Annotated in this window: 16 protein-coding genes and 1 tRNA gene; 10 read left to right on the top strand and 7 right to left on the bottom strand. The window is 62.0% G+C overall.

The annotated features are described in order from the left end of the window. Positions 1–10: 10 nt before the first annotated feature. Complete coding sequence (locus BW934_RS03195; protein WP_076345037.1) at positions 11–1,369, top strand: GH1 family beta-glucosidase; 1,359 nt, start codon at positions 11–13, stop codon at positions 1,367–1,369. 44 nt (positions 1,370–1,413) lie between these two features. Here BW934_RS03195 and BW934_RS03190 read toward each other — a convergent pair whose 3' ends face one another. Both BW934_RS03190 and BW934_RS03185 read right to left on the bottom strand, forming a co-directional pair. Then, complete coding sequence (locus tag BW934_RS03190; protein WP_076345035.1) at positions 1,414–1,917, bottom strand: CBO0543 family protein; 504 nt, start codon at positions 1,915–1,917, stop codon at positions 1,414–1,416. 216 nt (positions 1,918–2,133) lie between these two features. Next, positions 2,134–2,220: transfer RNA gene (locus tag BW934_RS03185), tRNA-Leu, on the bottom strand. 134 nt (positions 2,221–2,354) lie between these two features. Between BW934_RS03185 and dapF the strand changes: the two genes are divergently transcribed. Further along, the gene (gene dapF, locus BW934_RS03180) at positions 2,355–3,191 is read left to right on the top strand and encodes a diaminopimelate epimerase (protein ID WP_076345033.1); all 837 of its coding nucleotides are present in this window, start codon (positions 2,355–2,357) and stop codon (positions 3,189–3,191) included. A gap of 26 nt (positions 3,192–3,217) precedes the next feature. Here the strand turns inward: dapF and BW934_RS03175 are convergent, their stop codons facing one another. From BW934_RS03175 to BW934_RS03160, 4 genes are read right to left on the bottom strand one after another with little or no spacing between them, the layout of a single operon-like run. After that, the gene (locus BW934_RS03175) at positions 3,218–3,568 is read right to left on the bottom strand and encodes a DMT family transporter (RefSeq protein ID WP_076345031.1); all 351 of its coding nucleotides are present in this window, start codon (positions 3,566–3,568) and stop codon (positions 3,218–3,220) included. Between the two features lie 19 nt (positions 3,569–3,587). Continuing rightward, on the bottom strand, positions 3,588–4,505 hold the full coding sequence (locus BW934_RS03170) for a glycosyltransferase family 2 protein (RefSeq protein ID WP_076345390.1): 918 nt from the start codon (positions 4,503–4,505) through the stop codon (positions 3,588–3,590). A 36-nt stretch (positions 4,506–4,541) separates the two neighbouring features. Continuing rightward, positions 4,542–5,792: a glycosyltransferase family 39 protein gene (locus BW934_RS03165; protein ID WP_076345029.1), complete on the bottom strand. Its 1,251-nt coding sequence runs from the start codon at positions 5,790–5,792 to the stop codon at positions 4,542–4,544. An 8-nt stretch (positions 5,793–5,800) separates the two neighbouring features. Further along, complete coding sequence (locus BW934_RS03160) at positions 5,801–6,661, bottom strand: MBL fold metallo-hydrolase (RefSeq protein WP_076345027.1); 861 nt, start codon at positions 6,659–6,661, stop codon at positions 5,801–5,803. 123 nt (positions 6,662–6,784) lie between these two features. Between BW934_RS03160 and BW934_RS03155 the strand changes: the two genes are divergently transcribed. From BW934_RS03155 to BW934_RS03140, 4 genes are all read left to right on the top strand, one after another. Next, on the top strand, positions 6,785–7,639 hold the full coding sequence (locus BW934_RS03155) for an HAD-IIA family hydrolase (protein WP_076345025.1): 855 nt from the start codon (positions 6,785–6,787) through the stop codon (positions 7,637–7,639). A gap of 159 nt (positions 7,640–7,798) precedes the next feature. Further along, positions 7,799–8,308: a transcriptional regulator NrdR gene (nrdR, locus tag BW934_RS03150; RefSeq protein WP_076345023.1), complete on the top strand. Its 510-nt coding sequence runs from the start codon at positions 7,799–7,801 to the stop codon at positions 8,306–8,308. Positions 8,309–8,338: 30 nt separating this feature from the next. After that, positions 8,339–11,593: an adenosylcobalamin-dependent ribonucleoside-diphosphate reductase gene (locus BW934_RS03145; RefSeq protein WP_076345021.1), complete on the top strand. Its 3,255-nt coding sequence runs from the start codon at positions 8,339–8,341 to the stop codon at positions 11,591–11,593. Between the two features lie 152 nt (positions 11,594–11,745). Continuing rightward, positions 11,746–12,756, top strand: coding sequence for a cation diffusion facilitator family transporter (locus BW934_RS03140; protein ID WP_076345019.1), 1,011 nt, complete (start codon positions 11,746–11,748; stop codon positions 12,754–12,756). On the opposite strand, the gene BW934_RS03135 is transcribed toward BW934_RS03140, so the two are convergent. Then, positions 12,725–13,048, bottom strand: a complete 324-nt coding sequence (locus tag BW934_RS03135; RefSeq protein ID WP_076345017.1) for a DMT family transporter — start codon at positions 13,046–13,048, stop codon at positions 12,725–12,727. The genes BW934_RS03140 and BW934_RS03135 overlap by 32 nt on opposite strands. Positions 13,049–13,276: 228 nt before the next feature. On the opposite strand from BW934_RS03135, the gene cls reads away from it, so the two are divergent. The 4 genes from cls to BW934_RS03115 all read left to right on the top strand — a co-directional run bounded on the left by cls (position 13,277) and on the right by BW934_RS03115 (position 16,445). Next, on the top strand, positions 13,277–14,725 hold the full coding sequence (gene cls, locus BW934_RS03130; protein WP_076345015.1) for a cardiolipin synthase: 1,449 nt from the start codon (positions 13,277–13,279) through the stop codon (positions 14,723–14,725). 14 nt (positions 14,726–14,739) lie between these two features. Next, the gene (gene rpiA / locus BW934_RS03125; RefSeq protein ID WP_076345013.1) at positions 14,740–15,414 is read left to right on the top strand and encodes a ribose-5-phosphate isomerase RpiA; all 675 of its coding nucleotides are present in this window, start codon (positions 14,740–14,742) and stop codon (positions 15,412–15,414) included. Positions 15,415–15,477: 63 nt separating this feature from the next. Then, positions 15,478–15,672 (top strand): hypothetical protein, encoded by a 195-nt coding sequence (locus tag BW934_RS03120; protein ID WP_076345011.1) that lies wholly within the window; start codon positions 15,478–15,480, stop codon positions 15,670–15,672. A 116-nt stretch (positions 15,673–15,788) separates the two neighbouring features. Then, positions 15,789–16,445 carry a TVP38/TMEM64 family protein gene (locus tag BW934_RS03115; RefSeq protein WP_076345009.1) on the top strand — a complete coding sequence of 219 codons (657 nt, stop codon included), beginning with the start codon at positions 15,789–15,791 and terminating at the stop codon, positions 16,443–16,445. Positions 16,446–16,452 lie beyond the last annotated feature (7 nt).

Below are 16,452 nucleotides of genomic sequence, written 5' to 3'. Positions count from 1 at the left end.
GATGACACAGATGCGCAAGTTTCCGGAAGGGTTCATCTGGGGGACCGCAACGGCATCGTATCAAGTGGAAGGCGCCACGCGGGAGGGCGGGCGCGGCCGGTCGATCTGGGACACGTTCGCACACACCCCCGGCAAGGTCGCGCAAGGCCATCACGGAGACGTCGCCTGCGATCATTACCATCGCTACCTCGACGATATTCAACTCATGAAGGATCTGGGGATTTCCTCCTACCGTTTTTCCATCGCCTGGCCCCGCGTCATGCCGGAAAAAGGGCGCGTCTGGGTGAAGGGGCTCGACTTTTACAAGAGGCTCATCCATGCCCTGCTGGAAGCCGGCATTCGCCCAGCCGTCACCATCTACCACTGGGATCTGCCGCAGTGGATTGAGGACGATGGCGGTTGGAACAGCCGCGAGACCGTCTCCCGCTTCCGCGAGTACAGCGAAATCCTGTTCCGGGAGCTCGGCGATCTCGTCCCGATGTGGATCACGCACAACGAGCCATGGTGCGCCTCGATCCTCGGGTACGGCCTCGGCGCGCATGCGCCGGGGCTCTGCGACTGGCGCAGGGCGTATCGCGCCGCACACCACCTGCTCTTGTCGCACGGCCACACCGTTCGCCTCTACCGCGAGCTCGGCCTCAAAGGGGAGATAGGCATCACGCTGAATCTCACGCCGGTGTATCCCGCGTCCTCTCGCCCCGAGGACGTCGCCGCCGCGCATCGGCAGGACATGTTTCAAAATCGCTGGTTTCTCGATCCCGTCCTGAAGGGCGCATATCCCGAGGAGCTTCTGCGCCGTGTCGACGCGGTGGTCGGCGGGTTCGACGCGGTACAACCCGGCGATCTCGAGGTGATCTCGGCGCCCATCGACTTCCTCGGCGTCAACTACTATTCCCGCGCCGTCGTGGCGGACGATCCGGCGGATCCGCTGCTCGGTGTCCGCCACGTTCCTGGCGAAGGCCCGCGCACCGAGATGGACTGGGAAGTGTACCCCGAAGGGCTGTACGATCTGCTGAGCCGCCTGCGCCGCGACTATGGTGATGTGCCCATCTACATCACGGAAAATGGCGCAGCCTACGACGATCGCGTCGAGGGAGGCAGCGTCCACGATACGAATCGCATCGAGTATCTCGCGCTGCACTTCGCCGCGGCTCACCGCTTCCTCGAAGAGGGGGGAAATCTCCGGGGTTACTATGTATGGTCCTTGATGGATAACTTCGAGTGGGCGTTTGGCTACACCAAGCGGTTCGGCATCGTGTACGTGGACTACGAAACGCTCGCTCGCATCCCGAAGGACAGCTACTTTTGGTATCAACAGGTGATTCGCGACCGGGCGATCGCGCCCGAGGCGACGGAACTTGCGCGCTGAACCAGGGCGCACCATCAGGCCAGCACATGCTGGCCTGATCTTGTTCAGGTGTCCAGGGGAACGTGGAACCACGCGAGGAACAGTGAAGTGACGAGGCCACAAAATCCTACGGAGAGTCGCCAGTTTCGATCGTGCAGCCACATCACGAACAGCATGAACGTGTCGAGCACGATCGACCAGCCAAATCCCCAGCCGTGATAGTATTCGATTTCATGAAATCGCACCAGGCACCATTCAAACGCGCTGTACAGGGCCAAAAACAGCGCGAAGTGCAACACTCGTCTTCCGAAGGAGGTCGGCATGTAGCGAAGCAACAGAAGCGTGGTACACGGGAACAACACGAAAATCTGCACCAGCTGCGACAGCTTGTCGGAGATGAACCACCACCTCGGGTGATACCACATCATGTATCCGCGGCATACGAGATTGTACATCAGTGCGATCACGTCGATCCAAAGGACCGACCTACAGTACTGGGTAAGGTACGTATGGGTTCGCGTCGCGAGGACCACGGCAAGAAATCCGGCGGAGAACAATAGGACTACCACATGAGTCGCCTCAGCTCCTTCGTGTCTGCGTGCAGGGGGCGAGGCCGTGCGGCAGGCTCATTCAGAGTATGGTAAGCGCGGCCGATTCGCATACCGTCGAAGAATGTCGAACGGCGGCGCGGACGGCGCCACGGGCGCGCCGCGATCTCCTACGTGGTGGAGTGCGCAAGAAAAAACCCGTCCCAGCCTTCTGACAAGGTTGGGACGGGTTTTGGCTGGTGCGGTCGAGAGGACTTGAACCTCCACGGAGTTGCCCCCACTAGAACCTGAATCTAGCGCGTCTGCCAATTCCGCCACGACCGCATGTCTCGGTTGTCCGTTCGCCCTTGCATCAGTACCGGAGCGAACGATTAGATTATACAAGGAATCGCCGGCGTTTGCAACGAATACTTTCATCGATGGCTCAATTTTTTTCACCGTGCAAGGGAGGCGCTCCTATGCAGTTCTTCAAGATGCACGCCCTCGGGAACAATTATGTATTTGTCGATACGAAAAGGACCACGCTCCCGACGGACGATGTCCCGTCGCTGGCTCGTCGGGTGAGCGACGTGCGCCGAGGAATCGGGTCGGACGGCCTGATTCTCGTCACGCCTTCCGAACGCGCGGATGTCGGCATGCGGATCTGGAACGCGGACGGATCGGAGGCGGAATCCTGCGGGAACGGCCTTCGCTGCGTCGCGCGATACGCGTATGAGCGGGGGCTCGTCGATGCCACGCACTTCTCCATCGAGACGAAGGCGGGCGTGGTCGCCGCCCAGGTTCATCTGGACGTGGCCGGGCGCGTGCGGATGGTCACCATCGACATGGGCGTGCCGCGCTTTGGCACGGAGGCCGTGCGTTACCTGGGGCGGGATCGCGGAGACGATGTGCGCGTCGACGTCGGCGAGGCTCGCTACACGGGCACCTTGGTCAACATGGGGAACCCACATTTTGTGGCGCTCGTGGACCGGGTGGATGACGTGGACGTGGAGAGCATTGGGCGCGTCATTGAGTCCCACCCTAATTTTCCAGACCGCATCAACGTGGAGTTTGTCGCGGTTTTGGACTCGGACGAGATCGACTTTCGCGTGTACGAGCGAGGCTCGGGGGTGACGTTCGCGTGCGGGACGGGCGCGTGCGCGAGCGTGGCGGCGCTCGCCAGGAAGGGCTACGTCGGGCGGCGCGTGACGGTCCACCTGCTCGGCGGCGATCTCGACATTGAACTTCGCGACGACGGACACGTGTGGATGACGGGCGAGGCCCATTGGGTGTGCGAGGGCACGTATTACGCGTGAGGCAACGGGGCGGGCGTGGTGGTCGCCTAGACAGCGACCAAGGCCACGCCCGCCAAGATGACGAGCACGCCGGCCCAGCGGATCCACGGCACGTGCTCGTGAAAGACGAAGATGGAGACGAGGATGGCGAGCACATACGCCAAGCTCTGCAGCGGGTAGAGCAGGCTGAGGGACAGTTTGTTGAGCAGGAAAATCCAGATCACCGTCGCCACCACGTACAGGACGATGCCCGCGATGACCCACGGCGAAAACATCGCGACGATGACGGACTTGAGGCCGTTGAGATCGCGATGTTGCAGCCCGTACTTCCACAGCGTCTGTCCACCCACCAACAGACACACGTTCAGCAAAATGAGGACGGCATAGCCGAGTCGCATAGGGGTTCGGCTCCTTCGTTCAACCCTTGAATTCGTTTTGCAACAACTCGTAGTAGTCCCGATGGTGGCGGACAATCGTGTCGAGGATGAACCCGCACGTCAAACTGTTGGTGGCCAGCACCATGAACCCCACGGCGAGAATGGCCGACGGAATCTTGGCGATTCGGCCGAACGAGAAATACTCGTACAGCACCGGGATGCCGACCACGAGCCCGGCGAGAAACAGGATCAGCGCGACCGCCGTGAAAAACGCCAGCGGCTTGTAGTCCTTGAAAATCCAAAAGACGGTCTTCAGTACGCGGAGTCCGTCGCTCAACGTGTTCAACTTCGAGTGACTACCTGGCGGCCGGTCTCTGTACTGAATCGGAATTTCGATGATGCGAAACCGCTTGTCCAACGCGTGCAGCGTCATCTCGGTTTCGATTTCAAAGCCTTCGCTCTGAATGGGCATCGTCTTGGCGAACCGGCGGCTGAACGCTCGATAGCCCGTCATGATGTCGCGGAGATCGGCGTGAAACAGCGTATTGATCAGCTTTCGAACCAATTGATTTCCAAAGTTATGAAAAGGGCGCTTGTTTTCCTTGGAGTACGATCCGTCCGAATGGCGGTCGCCGATACACATGTCCGCTTCGCCGTCCAAAATCGGGCGAATCAGTTCGTGGACAAATTCGGCAGGGTAGGTGTCGTCTCCATCCGTCATGACGTAGACGTCCGCGTCGATGTCGCGAAACATGGATCGGACGACATTTCCCTTTCCTTGACGCGTCTCTCTGCGGACGATGGCGCCCGCTTCTTTCGCCACGACCGCGGTATTGTCCCGGGAGTTGTTGTCGTACACGTAGATGTCCGCGTCGGGCAGTTCGCGCTTGAAGTCCTGCACCACTTTGGCAATGGTCAGTTCTTCGTTATAGCACGGGATCAGAACGGCGATTCGCATGTTCAAGACAAGCCTCCATCGTCAAAGTCGTCCGCACTACGGGGCGGCGGCGCGCCGCGGCGTGCCTCTGCGCGTCCGCACCCAAGCGGTCGCGAGGTAGACCACGGTCCCCACTCCGATCATCAAGAAGGGCATGGTGGGATATGCGTAGCGGTTGATAGGGATGAATGGGAGCTGCACGGCGATGAGAAACACCGTCAACCAGCTCAGCCAACGAATATACCGCATGCCAAAGCCAAAGGCGAGCCCCAATGCGCCGACCAAGACCCAGACGAGGTGCAGGTGCGCGTAGGCAAACGTCATCCGCGTCAGCAGGCCGGCGTGCGGGGGCAAGGTGCTGTTGTACCACGGCGTACCGAACAACCATCCGAGTTTATCCAAAGTATACCATTTAAGATAGCCGAGCGGATGGGTGCGAAAGCCTTCCTCGATACGGTGGATCGCCAGGGCCTTTTGCTGGGCATAGGACAACCCGTTGGAGATGCTGGTGTCTTTGTAGAACGTCGGGTCCGAGCCAAAGAGCAAGGGATTCGCCGCGTCGAGATCGGTCGTAATCCACTGATGGAAGGCGACAAGGTTGCGAATCCACCATGGGAGCATGGCGAGGCAGAACGTGGCGACGTACGCGGCATACCGCGCGGCCGTCGTCTTCCATGCTCGGCGAGTCTCGCGCTGGAGGAAGAAGAGGGCCGGCGCCGCGAGGAGCGGCGCGACGCTCGGGCGGATGAGCGTGGTCACGCCAAGGAGCAGCCCGGATACCACAAAACTTCCGGTGCTTCGGTCGCGGACGAGGACGAGAAACGACCAGACAAACGCGAGCAGGAAAGGGATGTACAGATTTTCAGTCAGCAACTGATCGTTCGCGTAAATGACGGGCGGGTAGACCGTCCACAAGAACGCGGCCACAAAACTCGCGTACCTCGGCAGGCGAAACCGCGCGATGAGGTACACCAAGACCGTCGAGGCGACGGCGAGCAGGTGCTGGCACGCCTGGGCGAGATGCATCGCCGTTTCATGGCTCGGGGTGAACACGGCTGCCAACCGGTACACGAGCGCGAGAAACACCGGATAGCCGGGCGTCACTTGTGCGGCGGGTCCCCAGCTCCAGTACGCGTACAGGTGGAGCGCGTTCAGCACGCGCGCCGAGTGATCATAATAATAGGCGTCCCCGTACAACAACACCGGTTGGCGCCATGCCTTGACGACAAAATATGCGTGGTAGATGAGCGCAATGGCGGTCAGCCAACCGAGCCACGTGCGCTCCTGCGCAAACGATGAGCGCTTCACCGCGTGTGTCACTCCTCCGTACGGGCATATCTCATGACCCAGTCCTTGGACAGCATGGTTCGGCGCACGAAGCCCTGCGACTCGAGGTGCTCGAGGTGTGCGATGGCCGTGTGTCGCGCAAACGGCAGGGCACGAGGGTCGAGCCGAGGATACAGCGCTCGCGTCAGCTCCTCGAGCGCCTTGGGTCCGTCATTCAAAATGTGGAGTATCTGCTCTTCGCGCATCCGCCGTCTCTCGAGCAGGCGCTTGGCGGCTGCCTGAGGCCGGCGAATGGCCGGTCCGTGTCCCGGCAGCGCCACCTCGGCCTCCGAACGCGTTACGGCTTCGAGCGCGCGGAAGTAGTCCTCCATGTGTCCATCCGGCGGTCCTACCCAGACGGACCCCTCTTCCACAAGGTGATCCCCGACGAAAATCGCTCGGACGTCGGGCAGCCAGAGGTGAAGATGGCCGTGCGTGTGGCCCGGCTGATGGATCACGTCGAGCGCTCGATGCCCCACGCGAAGGCGCTCGGGGCACGGCGCAAAGGTTCCCCGCGCAGCCGGAAACTTTTCGTCAAACGCGGCCACATCCAGAGGGTGCATGAATGCGGGCGCTCCGAACCTCGCGGTCATGTCCCGCACGCCGGCCGTGTGATCGACATGATAATGCGTCGCGACGAGCGCACGGACGCGCTGGACGCCGATGTCTCGCAGACCGCGAGCGAGCTGTTCGACGTGATCGCCCACGGCTCCGGCATCCACCACCAAGGCCTCTCCCTCGTCCGCAACCACATACACATTGACGGTCCCGTACGGCAAGACGTTCGGATACGGGATGCACATGCGCCACACGCCGGGAGATACCTGTTCCAAAGGCCCTGCATTCGCCAAGTCGAGCCCCTCCGTCTCTAAGGCAATCAGTTTCATGTTAAAAGTTTGTGGGGGCCGGGTCAATTTGTGTGGGCACCCTATGCTACACTCGACCTCGGTAAGTATGGAAACGGAGGGAACGACATGGCCTCTTCGATATCGGGGCGGAGCCCGGACGCGTTCTGGCGGTCTGGTTTCAAAGGCGCGCTGTTGGACTTGGACGGCACGCTGTTTCGGGGGCATCAGGTGATTGAAGGCGCCCCGTCCTTTGTTGAGGCGCTGCGGACGCGCGGCATCCAGCCGGTGTTTTTCACGAACAATTCGTCGCGAACCCCGGCCCAGGTGGCGGCATTCCTCAGCGATCTCGGCATCCGAGCCCGGGAGGACGAAGTCGCCACTTCAGCCCAGGCGGCCGCCGCCGCGATCCGGCGCCGCCTCGCGCAACCGACCGAGTGGGAAGCGCCCGTGGTGGCGTTTGTCGGCGGCACAGGCCTTGAGGAGGCGCTGCGCGCGGAGAAACTCGACCCTAGGCGAGCGCGAGCCGACGAACTGCGGGCGGAGTGGGTACATCGTGCTCAGGCCGTCGCCGTGGGCCTCGCGCCCGACGTGTGTTACGGTGATCTCGCGCTCCTCGCCCGCGTCGCGCACCGCGTGGGATGGATGGTGCTCACCAATCCAGACCGGCGCCTGCCCGTGGAGGATGGCTTCATGCCGGGCAACGGCGCGATTGGAGCGTTTGTGCAGACGGCGTCTTCCGCCGAGGTGCTCGTCACCGGGAAGCCCGACGTCTCGTTTGTGCGATACGCCTTGGAGCGGTTTGGCCTCCGCGAGGATGAGGTCGTGATCGTCGGAGACAACGTCGAAACGGACGTCGAGGCGGGCAAGGCCGCGGGCGTGGCGACGGTGTGGGTGAGATCGGGGCTTGCGGGCGAGGTGGACCCGGCGCATCCGCCGGAATGGGTCATCGAATCCGTGGCCTCACTCCTCCCGAACGATTGAAAGAACCAAGAATGTTGCTCGAGTTGCAACGCTTTTGGCGCTTGTCTCAGGCAGATATAGCGTTTATAATCGCGGTGACTCGAGCGTTTGACACTACATATAGACGGCCTGTCGTCTGCTGCAGGTTGCACGAGTGCCGGGCGCATGGGGGTGGAATGGATGAGATGCCCGTATTGCGGAGCGGACAACACGCGCGTCATCGAGTCGCGGCCGGGCGAGGATGGCACCACCATTCGCCGTCGGCGCGAGTGCATTCATGAAGCGTGCGGGCGGCGTTTCACCACGTACGAGCGGGTCGAACAGCGGCCGCTCATGGTGGTGAAGAAGGACCAGAAACGCGAGGAGTTTTCGCGCGACAAGCTGTATCGCGGCATCATGAAGGCGTGCGAGAAGCGGCCGATCGCGGCGGAGACGCTGGAAGCGGTTTGTGACGAGATCGAGCGGAAACTGCGCTTGGAGTATGAGCGGGAGGTGCCGTCGTCCGTCATCGGGGAGCGCGTGATGGAGGCACTTCGAGAACTGGACGGCGTGGCGTACGTCCGGTTTGCGAGCGTGTATCGGGAGTTTCGCGACGTCGAAACGCTGTTGAAGGAAGTGCTAGCCCTGATTGGGGAAGGCGCGCGCGCTGTGGACAGGATCCCGCGCCCGGACAAGCCTTCGGAGGAATGAACGGGCTTGCGGCAGAAGAGGGGGATTCGTATGGCCATCGAGCAACGTGAACGGCCTATGCTGGACATGAACGACGACGATTACCTGAGTCCGACGGGAGAGAAGATCGTCGCGGACCGGTACCTGCTGAAGGATATCCGCAAGGAGGCGCTCGCGCCGGGCGCGCTCGTGGTGGCTGTGTTGGACAAAAAGCGGGCGTACCACGAACTTGCGCGCGTGAAGTCGGTCAACCGGGCCGAAGACCGCGTGACCGTGGAGCTCCGGGACGGATCGACCGTGGAGCTTCCCGTGAGTCAGGTGGACGTGCTCCTGGAAACGTCCCCGCGGCAGATGTGGCGCCGGGTGGCCCGCGGCGCGGCGGCGGTGACGCGCCAGCCGGAGGTGTGGGAAGAGGCCTTCTACGAGCTGCAGAAGGGATGGAGATACGTCCCGGGCGGCCGCATCAACGCCTCGCTCGGCACGGGCATGCAGGTGACCAGTTACAACTGCTTTGTGATTCCGAATGTGGGCCCTGACCTCCGCGATTACGCGGAGTCGTTCGGTCAAACGCTGGAGATCCAGGCGCGCAGCGGGGGCGTGGGCATGAACCTGTCCCGCATCCCGCCTCAGGGCACGCTGGTGCCCGTGAGCGAGTCCTCGCGCAAATCCGAGCTGATGCTCGTCCTTGACGCATGGCACCCGGATCTCCTGGATTTTCTGGAGACCGACTATCCTCACTCTACCAAGCTCGTCCGCGCCGATGCGGCATTCTGGCGCGCGGTCGAGGAGGACGACGAGTGGGTGTTTCGTTTTCCAGACACGTCGGTTGAGGGCTACGACGAGACGTGGTCGGGCGATCTCGACGCTTGGCTGCGCGAGGGTCGTCCGGTCGAGGAGCACGGGCGGATCCGCGCGCGCGAGCTGATGGAGAAGCTTCTGGCATCGGATGCTCACCTGGTGCCCCAGGCCGTCGGGTTCGTCCTGAGCCCCGGGGACAGCCGCAGCACCATCGCGAGCACGCTCGGGGACATGTGGGAGGCCATGAGCGAGGGCAAGCGCGTGTCGCTCGTTTTATCGTCGCTTCGCCCTCGCTACAGCTACGTCCGCGGCGTGAACGGCCGTTCGTCGGGCGCGTATTCGTGGGGCCTTCTGTACGACAAGGGCAACCAGGTCTTTGGCGATGGCTTCGGGCCGGTGGGCGTCGGCGAAATCATGAGCGTCGGCTGTCAGTTGACACTTCAGGGCGGCTCCCGCCGCGGCGCGCTCATGCTCATCCTGAACGATCGCCACGCCGATTTGCCGAAGTTCATCCGAGCCAAGCAGGTCGACGGCGTCATCACCGGCGCCAACATCAGCGTCGGTATCTCCGAGGAATTTATGGAGGCCAAGCGCCGCGGCGAATCGTGGGCGCTCGGGTTTGTGCCACCTGCGCTCCTCGATGAGTTTGACGGAGACTTCGGCCGATGGCTCGCCGAGGGCAGGGCGTTCGAAGTGACGGAGACCGTTCCCGCGGATGGACTGTGGCGCGACATTTGCGAATCCGCGTGGAAGTCGGCCGAGCCCGGCGTGGTCTTTCTCGGCCGCGCGAACGCGATGAGCAACTCTTGGTACTTCAATCCGCTCGTCGCCACCAATCCGTGCGGCGAGCAGCCCCTCCCGGCGTATGGCATCTGCAACCTCGGGGCGGTCGTTCTTGCTCGGTTTGCGAACGGCTTTCGGGACAGCGGCATCCGCACGCCGTTCAAGGACCCTGAGCGCGAGGCCTATGTGCGCGCTTGCCTGCTCAAGAAGTTTCCGGCGGAGGAAGCGGAATTTCTCCTGCACCACATCCGCTGGGAGGAGCTCGAGCTCACGACGCGCAGGGGCATCCGGTTCCAAGACGCCGTGATCGACGCGACCTATTATCCGTTCGAAGAAAATCGCCAGAACCAAATGGCCGAGCGGCGCGTCGGGCTCGGGATCATGGGCCTGCATGACTTGATGCTCTACTGCGGCGTTCGGTACGGGTCCGAAGAAAGCGTGCGGCTCATCGACGTCGTCCTGGGGCTGATGGCGGAGTGGGCGTACCTCGAGTCCGTGGAGCTTGCGAAGGAGTACGGCCCATTCCCGAAATTCGACGCCGAGAAGTTCCTTCAGTCCGGGTTCATGCGCCACATGGCGGCGGAGCGGCCGCACGTGGTGGAGGCCATTCGCAAGTATGGTGTGCGGAATGTGACCACCATGACCATCGCGCCTACCGGCACCACCGGCACCATGGTCGGATGTTCCACCGGGTGCGAGCCGTACTACGCGTGGTCGTACTTCCGGAATTCCCGGCTCGGCCTGTTTGAGGAACATGCGGCGATCGTGGAAGCGTACCGGCGCGACCATCCGGGGGAGGACGCCTTGCCGCCCTACTTCGTCACGGCCATGGAGCTGACGCCGGAGGAGCACGTGCGTGTGCAGGCTGCGCTTCAGCGCTGGATCGACAGCTCCATTTCGAAGACCTGCAACGCGTCGAACTCGTACACGGTCGAGGATACGGTCCAACTGTACGATCTCGCCTACGAACTCGGCTGCAAAGGCATCACCATTTATCGGGATGGTTCCCGCAGTGAACAGGTGTTGTCGCTCAAGAAGGATGAGGCGGATTCCGCCAACAAAGGGAGCGCATCGGAGGCTCCAGTGTCGAGGGCAGCGGAACAGCCTGCGCAGGGGCTGGCCCAGGCGGCGGAACAGCCTGCGCAGGGCCTGACCCAGGCGGGGCAAAGCGCGCCGCCCTCGTCAGGGGGCTATGTGAAGCGCCGGAGGCCGGATGTGTTGTACGGCGCCACCTACAGGAAGGAGACGCCCCTCGGCAAGGCGTTCATCACCATCAACGACGATCCCGACACCCACATGGCGACCGAAGTCTTCGTGAACGTGGGCAAGGCCGGATCGGACGTGTATGCGGCAAACGAGGCGCTCGGCCGAGCCATCACGCTGTATCTGCGAGAGTCGAACAATCCGAATCGAGAGGCGGAGCTCGTCAAACATTTCTCCGGTATCGGCGGGCAAAATGCGGTGGGCTTTGGCGCGCAGCGAATCACGTCGGTCCCCGACGCGATCGCCAAAGCGCTGATCGAGCACGCCGAGACCTTCCCGCTGCGCCACATGGCCGCGCGTCAAGCGGCGACGTCCGATCCGTCGGAAGGCGACACGGCCAGGCCGTCGGAACTGCGCGCGTACTCCATCGCCAAGGACTGGTGTCCGGAGTGCCACCAACATACGCTGATTCGCCAGGGCGGCTGCTACGAATGCGAGGCTTGTGGGTATAGCAAATGTTGACTTCCAGGGTGCGGGCGGCCCAGAGACGGGGCCGCCCGCTTGGCTTTGCGGCCATGGTTTCTTGCACATGGTATTGCGCGCATGGAGAGGAACGAATATCGTGAAGGTGATCGCGGTTTTCGCCGCGGGACCACGCACGAGGAGATTGGATGATGTCTCATCTTCACGAAGGGCATCCCCATGCTCATCATCACGCACACGGTCACGCGCATCCCCACGACGGGTGGCTGCACGTGCACGCCCCCGCCAACAAGATGCGCCTGGCGTTCTGGTTGACCTTGCTGGTGTTTGTCGCTGAGGTATCGGGCGGCGTCATCTCGGGCAGCCTGGCGCTCCTGTCCGATGCCGGCCACGTCCTGACGGACATGGCGGCCTTGGGCCTGTCGTGGTATGCCCTTCGGCAGGCTGACCGGCCCACGGATGCGCGGATGACCTTCGGGTATCATCGCGCGGGCATTCTCGCGGCTTTCCTGAACGCGTTGCTGCTGCTTGGGGTGACGGTCTGGATCATCGTCGAGGCGTGGAACCGGCTGCTCCATCCGAGGCCCGTCGAGCCGCTGTGGATGGCGGTCTTTGCGCTGGTCGGCGTGATCGTGAACCTCTCCATGGCACTTTCCATGCGGCACGACGACGATCTCAACGTGCAAAGCGCCGTTTTACACATGCTGGGCGACATGGCGGCTTCGCTCGGCGTCATCGCGGCGAGTGTCATCATCGCCCTGACCCATTGGGAACCGATCGATCCCATCGTGAGCGTGATGGTCTCGCTCGCCATCGCCTATGGCGCGCTTCGCCTCGCCCGCCGCGCCGCGCGCATCTTGATGGAGGGCGCCCCGGCGGAAGTGAATGCGAACGAGGTGGTTCAAGCCATCCTCACGGTGGAGGGCGTGCGCGGCGTTCACGACCTCCACATTTGGTCGATTGCAAACGGGCGAAATGCGCTGTCCTGTCACGTCGAGATGGACGGCGTGACGACGGTGTCCGAGACGCAAGGCGTCATTCGCGAGATCGAGCATCGGCTGCGCCACCTGAATGTCGGGCATGTGACGGTGCAGGTGGAGGACGAGGCACATCCGCACGATTCCAACGTCTTCTGCGCGCAGGAAAACGAAAAGCCTCACCGCGCTCATGTCAGTGGAGCGGGCGATGGAGATTTAAAATGACGACGCCCGCCACGATGAGCCCGATGCCCACCAGCATGGTGGGCGTGACGGGCTGCCGGTAGGCCATCGCGCCGATAGCGGCGATGGCCGCGGTGCCGACGCCCGACCAGATGGCATAAGCGACGCCCACGGGGATGGTGCGCAGCGCGTGAGAGAGGGCGTAGAAGGATAGCGCATACCCGGCGATGACGGCCAGCGAGGGCCAGAGCCTCGAGAATCCGTTCGTCCATTTCAACATGGAGGTCGCGAAGACCTCACATGCAATGGCTGCTGCCAAAAACCAACCGTTCACACCTGTTCCTCCTCTCTGTCGAAACGCCGGGGAAGGGCGCTCGCGCATACGCTGTAGCACAGGTGCGCGAGGAGGTGCCCGAGATGACGTATCCCGCAGATCAAGCATATCTCAAATGGATGGCCATCGCGGCGTTCTGTATCGCGTTTGCGCCGCTCGTGTGGCCGGTGCTGCGGGCGCGCCCGTAGCGCGCTCGCGCCTGGCGCCATGCCGGAATGGAGAGCCAACATGCCGTGGTTGCACATTGTGTACTTGCTCGTTTTTGCACTGGACCTCGTGACGGCCTTCGTCATCATTTTCGTCGAGCGTCATAATGCGGCCGTCACGTGGGCCTGGCTCATGGTTCTTTTGTTCATCCCCGTTGGGGGCTTCATTTTGTACGCGCTATTTGGGCAGCACGTCAGCCGGTACCGCTTGGCCCGCTTTCGTCTGCGCAACGCGCCCTGGGTGAAGCGGTTGGCCGAGCGACAGCATCGGCAAGTCGAGTCCGGCCATGTGGCGTATCGAGAGCCGGTCGCGGAACGACACCTGGATCTCATCGCGCTGAATCTGAAGACCGCGTATGCGGTCTATACCGAGGACAATCGCATCGACGTGTTCGTGCGCGGCGTGGACAAGTTTGAGTCGCTGTTCGAAGATATTCGGGCGGCCCAAGACCATGTCCATCTCGAATACTACATCTTTCGACCGGACGATCTCGGCCGGCGTCTCGTTCAACTGCTCGCCGACAAGGCGCGCGAGGGCGTCGAGGTCCGGCTGTTGTACGACGCCGTGGGCTGTGCCTGGACGCCCGCGTCGTTCTTCGATCCACTGCTCGACGCTGGTGGCGAAGTCGCCGCGTTCTTTCCCTCAAAAATCCCGTACGTCAACCTGCGCATGAACAACCGGAACCATCGGAAGATCGCCGTGATCGACGGCCGCGTCGCGTACGTCGGCGGATTCAACGTGGGCGACGAGTATCTCGGTAAGGACGAAAAGTTTGGATTTTGGAGGGATACGCACCTCCGCATCGAGGGCAGTGCGATTCTCGAGTTGCAGTCCATCTTTCTTCTGGACTGGAACTCCTCGTCGAAGCGCCCGATCGAGTTTTCCGATCGCTACTTTCCCCGCATCGAAGGCCGGCCTGGCACGACCGGCATGCAGATCGTTGCGAGCGGTCCGGACACGGACTGGGAACAGATTCGAAACACGTACATCAAGATGATCTATGCCGCCAAGGAGAGCATTTACATTCAGACGCCGTACTTTGTCCCCGATGACAGCCTGCTCACGGCGCTCAAAATCGCGAGTCTGTCCGGCGTCGATGTCAAGGTCATGCTGCCCGGCAAGCCGGATCACCTCTTTGTGTTCTGGGCTTCGAGGTTTTACCTCGGCGATCTCCTGCAAGCGGGCGTCGAGTGCTATCTTTACCGCGATGGGTTTCTGCATGCGAAGATGGTGGTGGCCGACCGGGAACTGGCGTCTGTCGGGACGGCCAACATCGACATTCGCAGCTTCAAGCTCAATTTCGAAGTCAATGCGCTTCTGTTCGATCGCGACAAAAGCGGTCACCTGGCCGACTTGTTCGAGCGGGATCTCGTGAAATGTGATAGATTGACGCTTGAGCAGTATCGCGCGAGGCCGAGAGCCGAGCGAATTCTGGAGAGCTGTGCGCGGCTCTTGTCCCCCATCTTGTAAAGGAGCGACGAGCAATGGAGAAGAAGCGGACGGCGGGTGAAGAAGCCGCCAAGCGAATTCAATCCGGCATGAAGGTGGGCCTCGGGACGGGGTCGACCGCATACTACACGATTGTTGAGGTCGGCCGGCGCGTCAAGGAGGGGCTTGATATCGTCGCCATTCCCACCTCGCGAGATACGGAGCGGCTGGCCCGCGAGCTCGGAATTCCGCTCACGGACTTTCGCAGCTGCCCTCGCCTGGACTTGACCATCGACGGGGCGGACGCAGTGACCCCCGACCTCCAGCTGATCAAGGGCGGCGGTGGTGCTCTCTTGAGGGAAAAGTTGGTGGCCTCCATCTCCGACGAGCTGATCATTGTCGTGGACGACAGCAAGCTGTACGATTCGCTGTCCGGCCTGGTCATTCCCATTGAAGTGGTTCCGTTTGCGTGGGAGACGACCGCGCGGCGGATTGAGAACTTGGGCGGCCGCTGGACGCTGCGCGAGCGAGATGGCGAAGTGTTCATCACGGACAACCACAACTACATTCTGGACACCGTGTTCGACGAAGTGCCCGATCCGGCAGAGCTGGCCCGACGTCTCAAGTTGACGACCGGCGTTGTGGAGTCCGGGCTGTTCATCGACATGGCGAGCGAGGTCGCCATCGGGACGGACGATGGTGTCATTTGGCGGACGAAGCCAGGGAGTTGAATGCAGCCGCGGCGCATACCTTCGGTGTTGCGGGGTACGGTAAGGTCACGGGAGGGATGGCGGATGCAGGGACAGACGCACCGCAAGCCTGGGCCACCCATGCGCAACTTCGGCGAACATCTGCTCGAAACAGCCGATCGCGAAGCGATGGACCAGTGGGCAATCCGAGATACCGTGACCGAGCACACGCTGACACCGAAGCCGGAAGACGCAGAGCGCATGGGGCAAAAACGAACCTCACCCATCCAGCCTCGTTAGCCGCATCAGAAGTGTGAGCGGCGGGAGTTTCCCCGCCGCGCTTTTGCTGCGTTTGAACCTTTGGCGACAGTCTGATACTGTGAAAGAGAGTGGATTGATAGCGGGGAGTCGTGGATGTGGCGGGTTTTGTCAAGCAACTGCTCACGGATTGGCGCACCATTGCGATGATCCTCTCGGGTGCCCTCGTGGCCGTGGTGGTCCTGTATTTGGACCGCAACCATCGCCTGTCCGATTGGATCCAGTCGTGGGGATTTTGGGGCGTGGTCTGGGCCATCGTGATCATGGTGATCTGGTGCCTCACACCCATCCCGTCGGAAGGGCTGCTCATCATCTTCCTGCGCGTATTCGGGGTGGTCTTGGGAACGACGTACGCGTGGATTGGCTCGACCATCAGTTCCATTCTTATTTTTTTCATCGCCCGCCACTTTACGCGCATCTTGCTCGAGCGCGTGCAGAACCACGAGCGGTTCGAACAGGTCAACCATTGGGTGCGCGAGTGGGGAAGTCTTGGGTTGCTGTTGGCCCGTCTTCTCCCTGTGCCCGCGTTTCTCGTGAATTATGTCGCGGGTATGATTCCTGCCACCTCGCTCTGGGCGTATACGTGGACGGCCGTGGTGGCGATGGTGCCCTATTATCTCGGCGTCGCACTGGTGTATGCGGGCGTATTTGGCAATTGGATCTACATTCTGTTAGGGTGCATTCCACTCGCCGCCCTCGGGGTGTTCGCGGGCCTCTTGCGGCGCCGCGTCGGGCGCAACGGTCATTCAAAGTAAGACGCGT

Origin of the sequence: Alicyclobacillus vulcanalis, assembly GCF_900156755.1 — a bacterium.
Taxonomy (GTDB): Bacteria; Bacillota; Bacilli; order Alicyclobacillales; family Alicyclobacillaceae; genus Alicyclobacillus; species Alicyclobacillus vulcanalis.
Note: the sequence above shows the minus strand (reverse complement) of the source record. Positions and strands in the feature narration are given on the sequence as shown.

Coding starts and splice junctions, on each gene's coding strand:
- cls (WP_076345015.1), top strand. CDS start 13,277: ATGCCGTGGTTGCACATTGTGTACTTGCTCGTTTTTGCACTGGACCTC.
- BW934_RS03145 (WP_076345021.1), top strand. CDS start 8,339: ATGGCCATCGAGCAACGTGAACGGCCTATGCTGGACATGAACGACGAC.
- BW934_RS03195 (WP_076345037.1), top strand. CDS start 11: ATGCGCAAGTTTCCGGAAGGGTTCATCTGGGGGACCGCAACGGCATCG.
- BW934_RS03175 (WP_076345031.1), bottom strand. CDS start 3,568: ATGCGACTCGGCTATGCCGTCCTCATTTTGCTGAACGTGTGTCTGTTG.
- nrdR (WP_076345023.1), top strand. CDS start 7,799: ATGAGATGCCCGTATTGCGGAGCGGACAACACGCGCGTCATCGAGTCG.
- BW934_RS03140 (WP_076345019.1), top strand. CDS start 11,746: ATGTCTCATCTTCACGAAGGGCATCCCCATGCTCATCATCACGCACAC.
- rpiA (WP_076345013.1), top strand. CDS start 14,740: ATGGAGAAGAAGCGGACGGCGGGTGAAGAAGCCGCCAAGCGAATTCAA.
- BW934_RS03120 (WP_076345011.1), top strand. CDS start 15,478: ATGCAGGGACAGACGCACCGCAAGCCTGGGCCACCCATGCGCAACTTC.
- dapF (WP_076345033.1), top strand. CDS start 2,355: ATGCAGTTCTTCAAGATGCACGCCCTCGGGAACAATTATGTATTTGTC.
- BW934_RS03170 (WP_076345390.1), bottom strand. CDS start 4,505: ATGCGAATCGCCGTTCTGATCCCGTGCTATAACGAAGAACTGACCATT.
- BW934_RS03155 (WP_076345025.1), top strand. CDS start 6,785: ATGGCCTCTTCGATATCGGGGCGGAGCCCGGACGCGTTCTGGCGGTCT.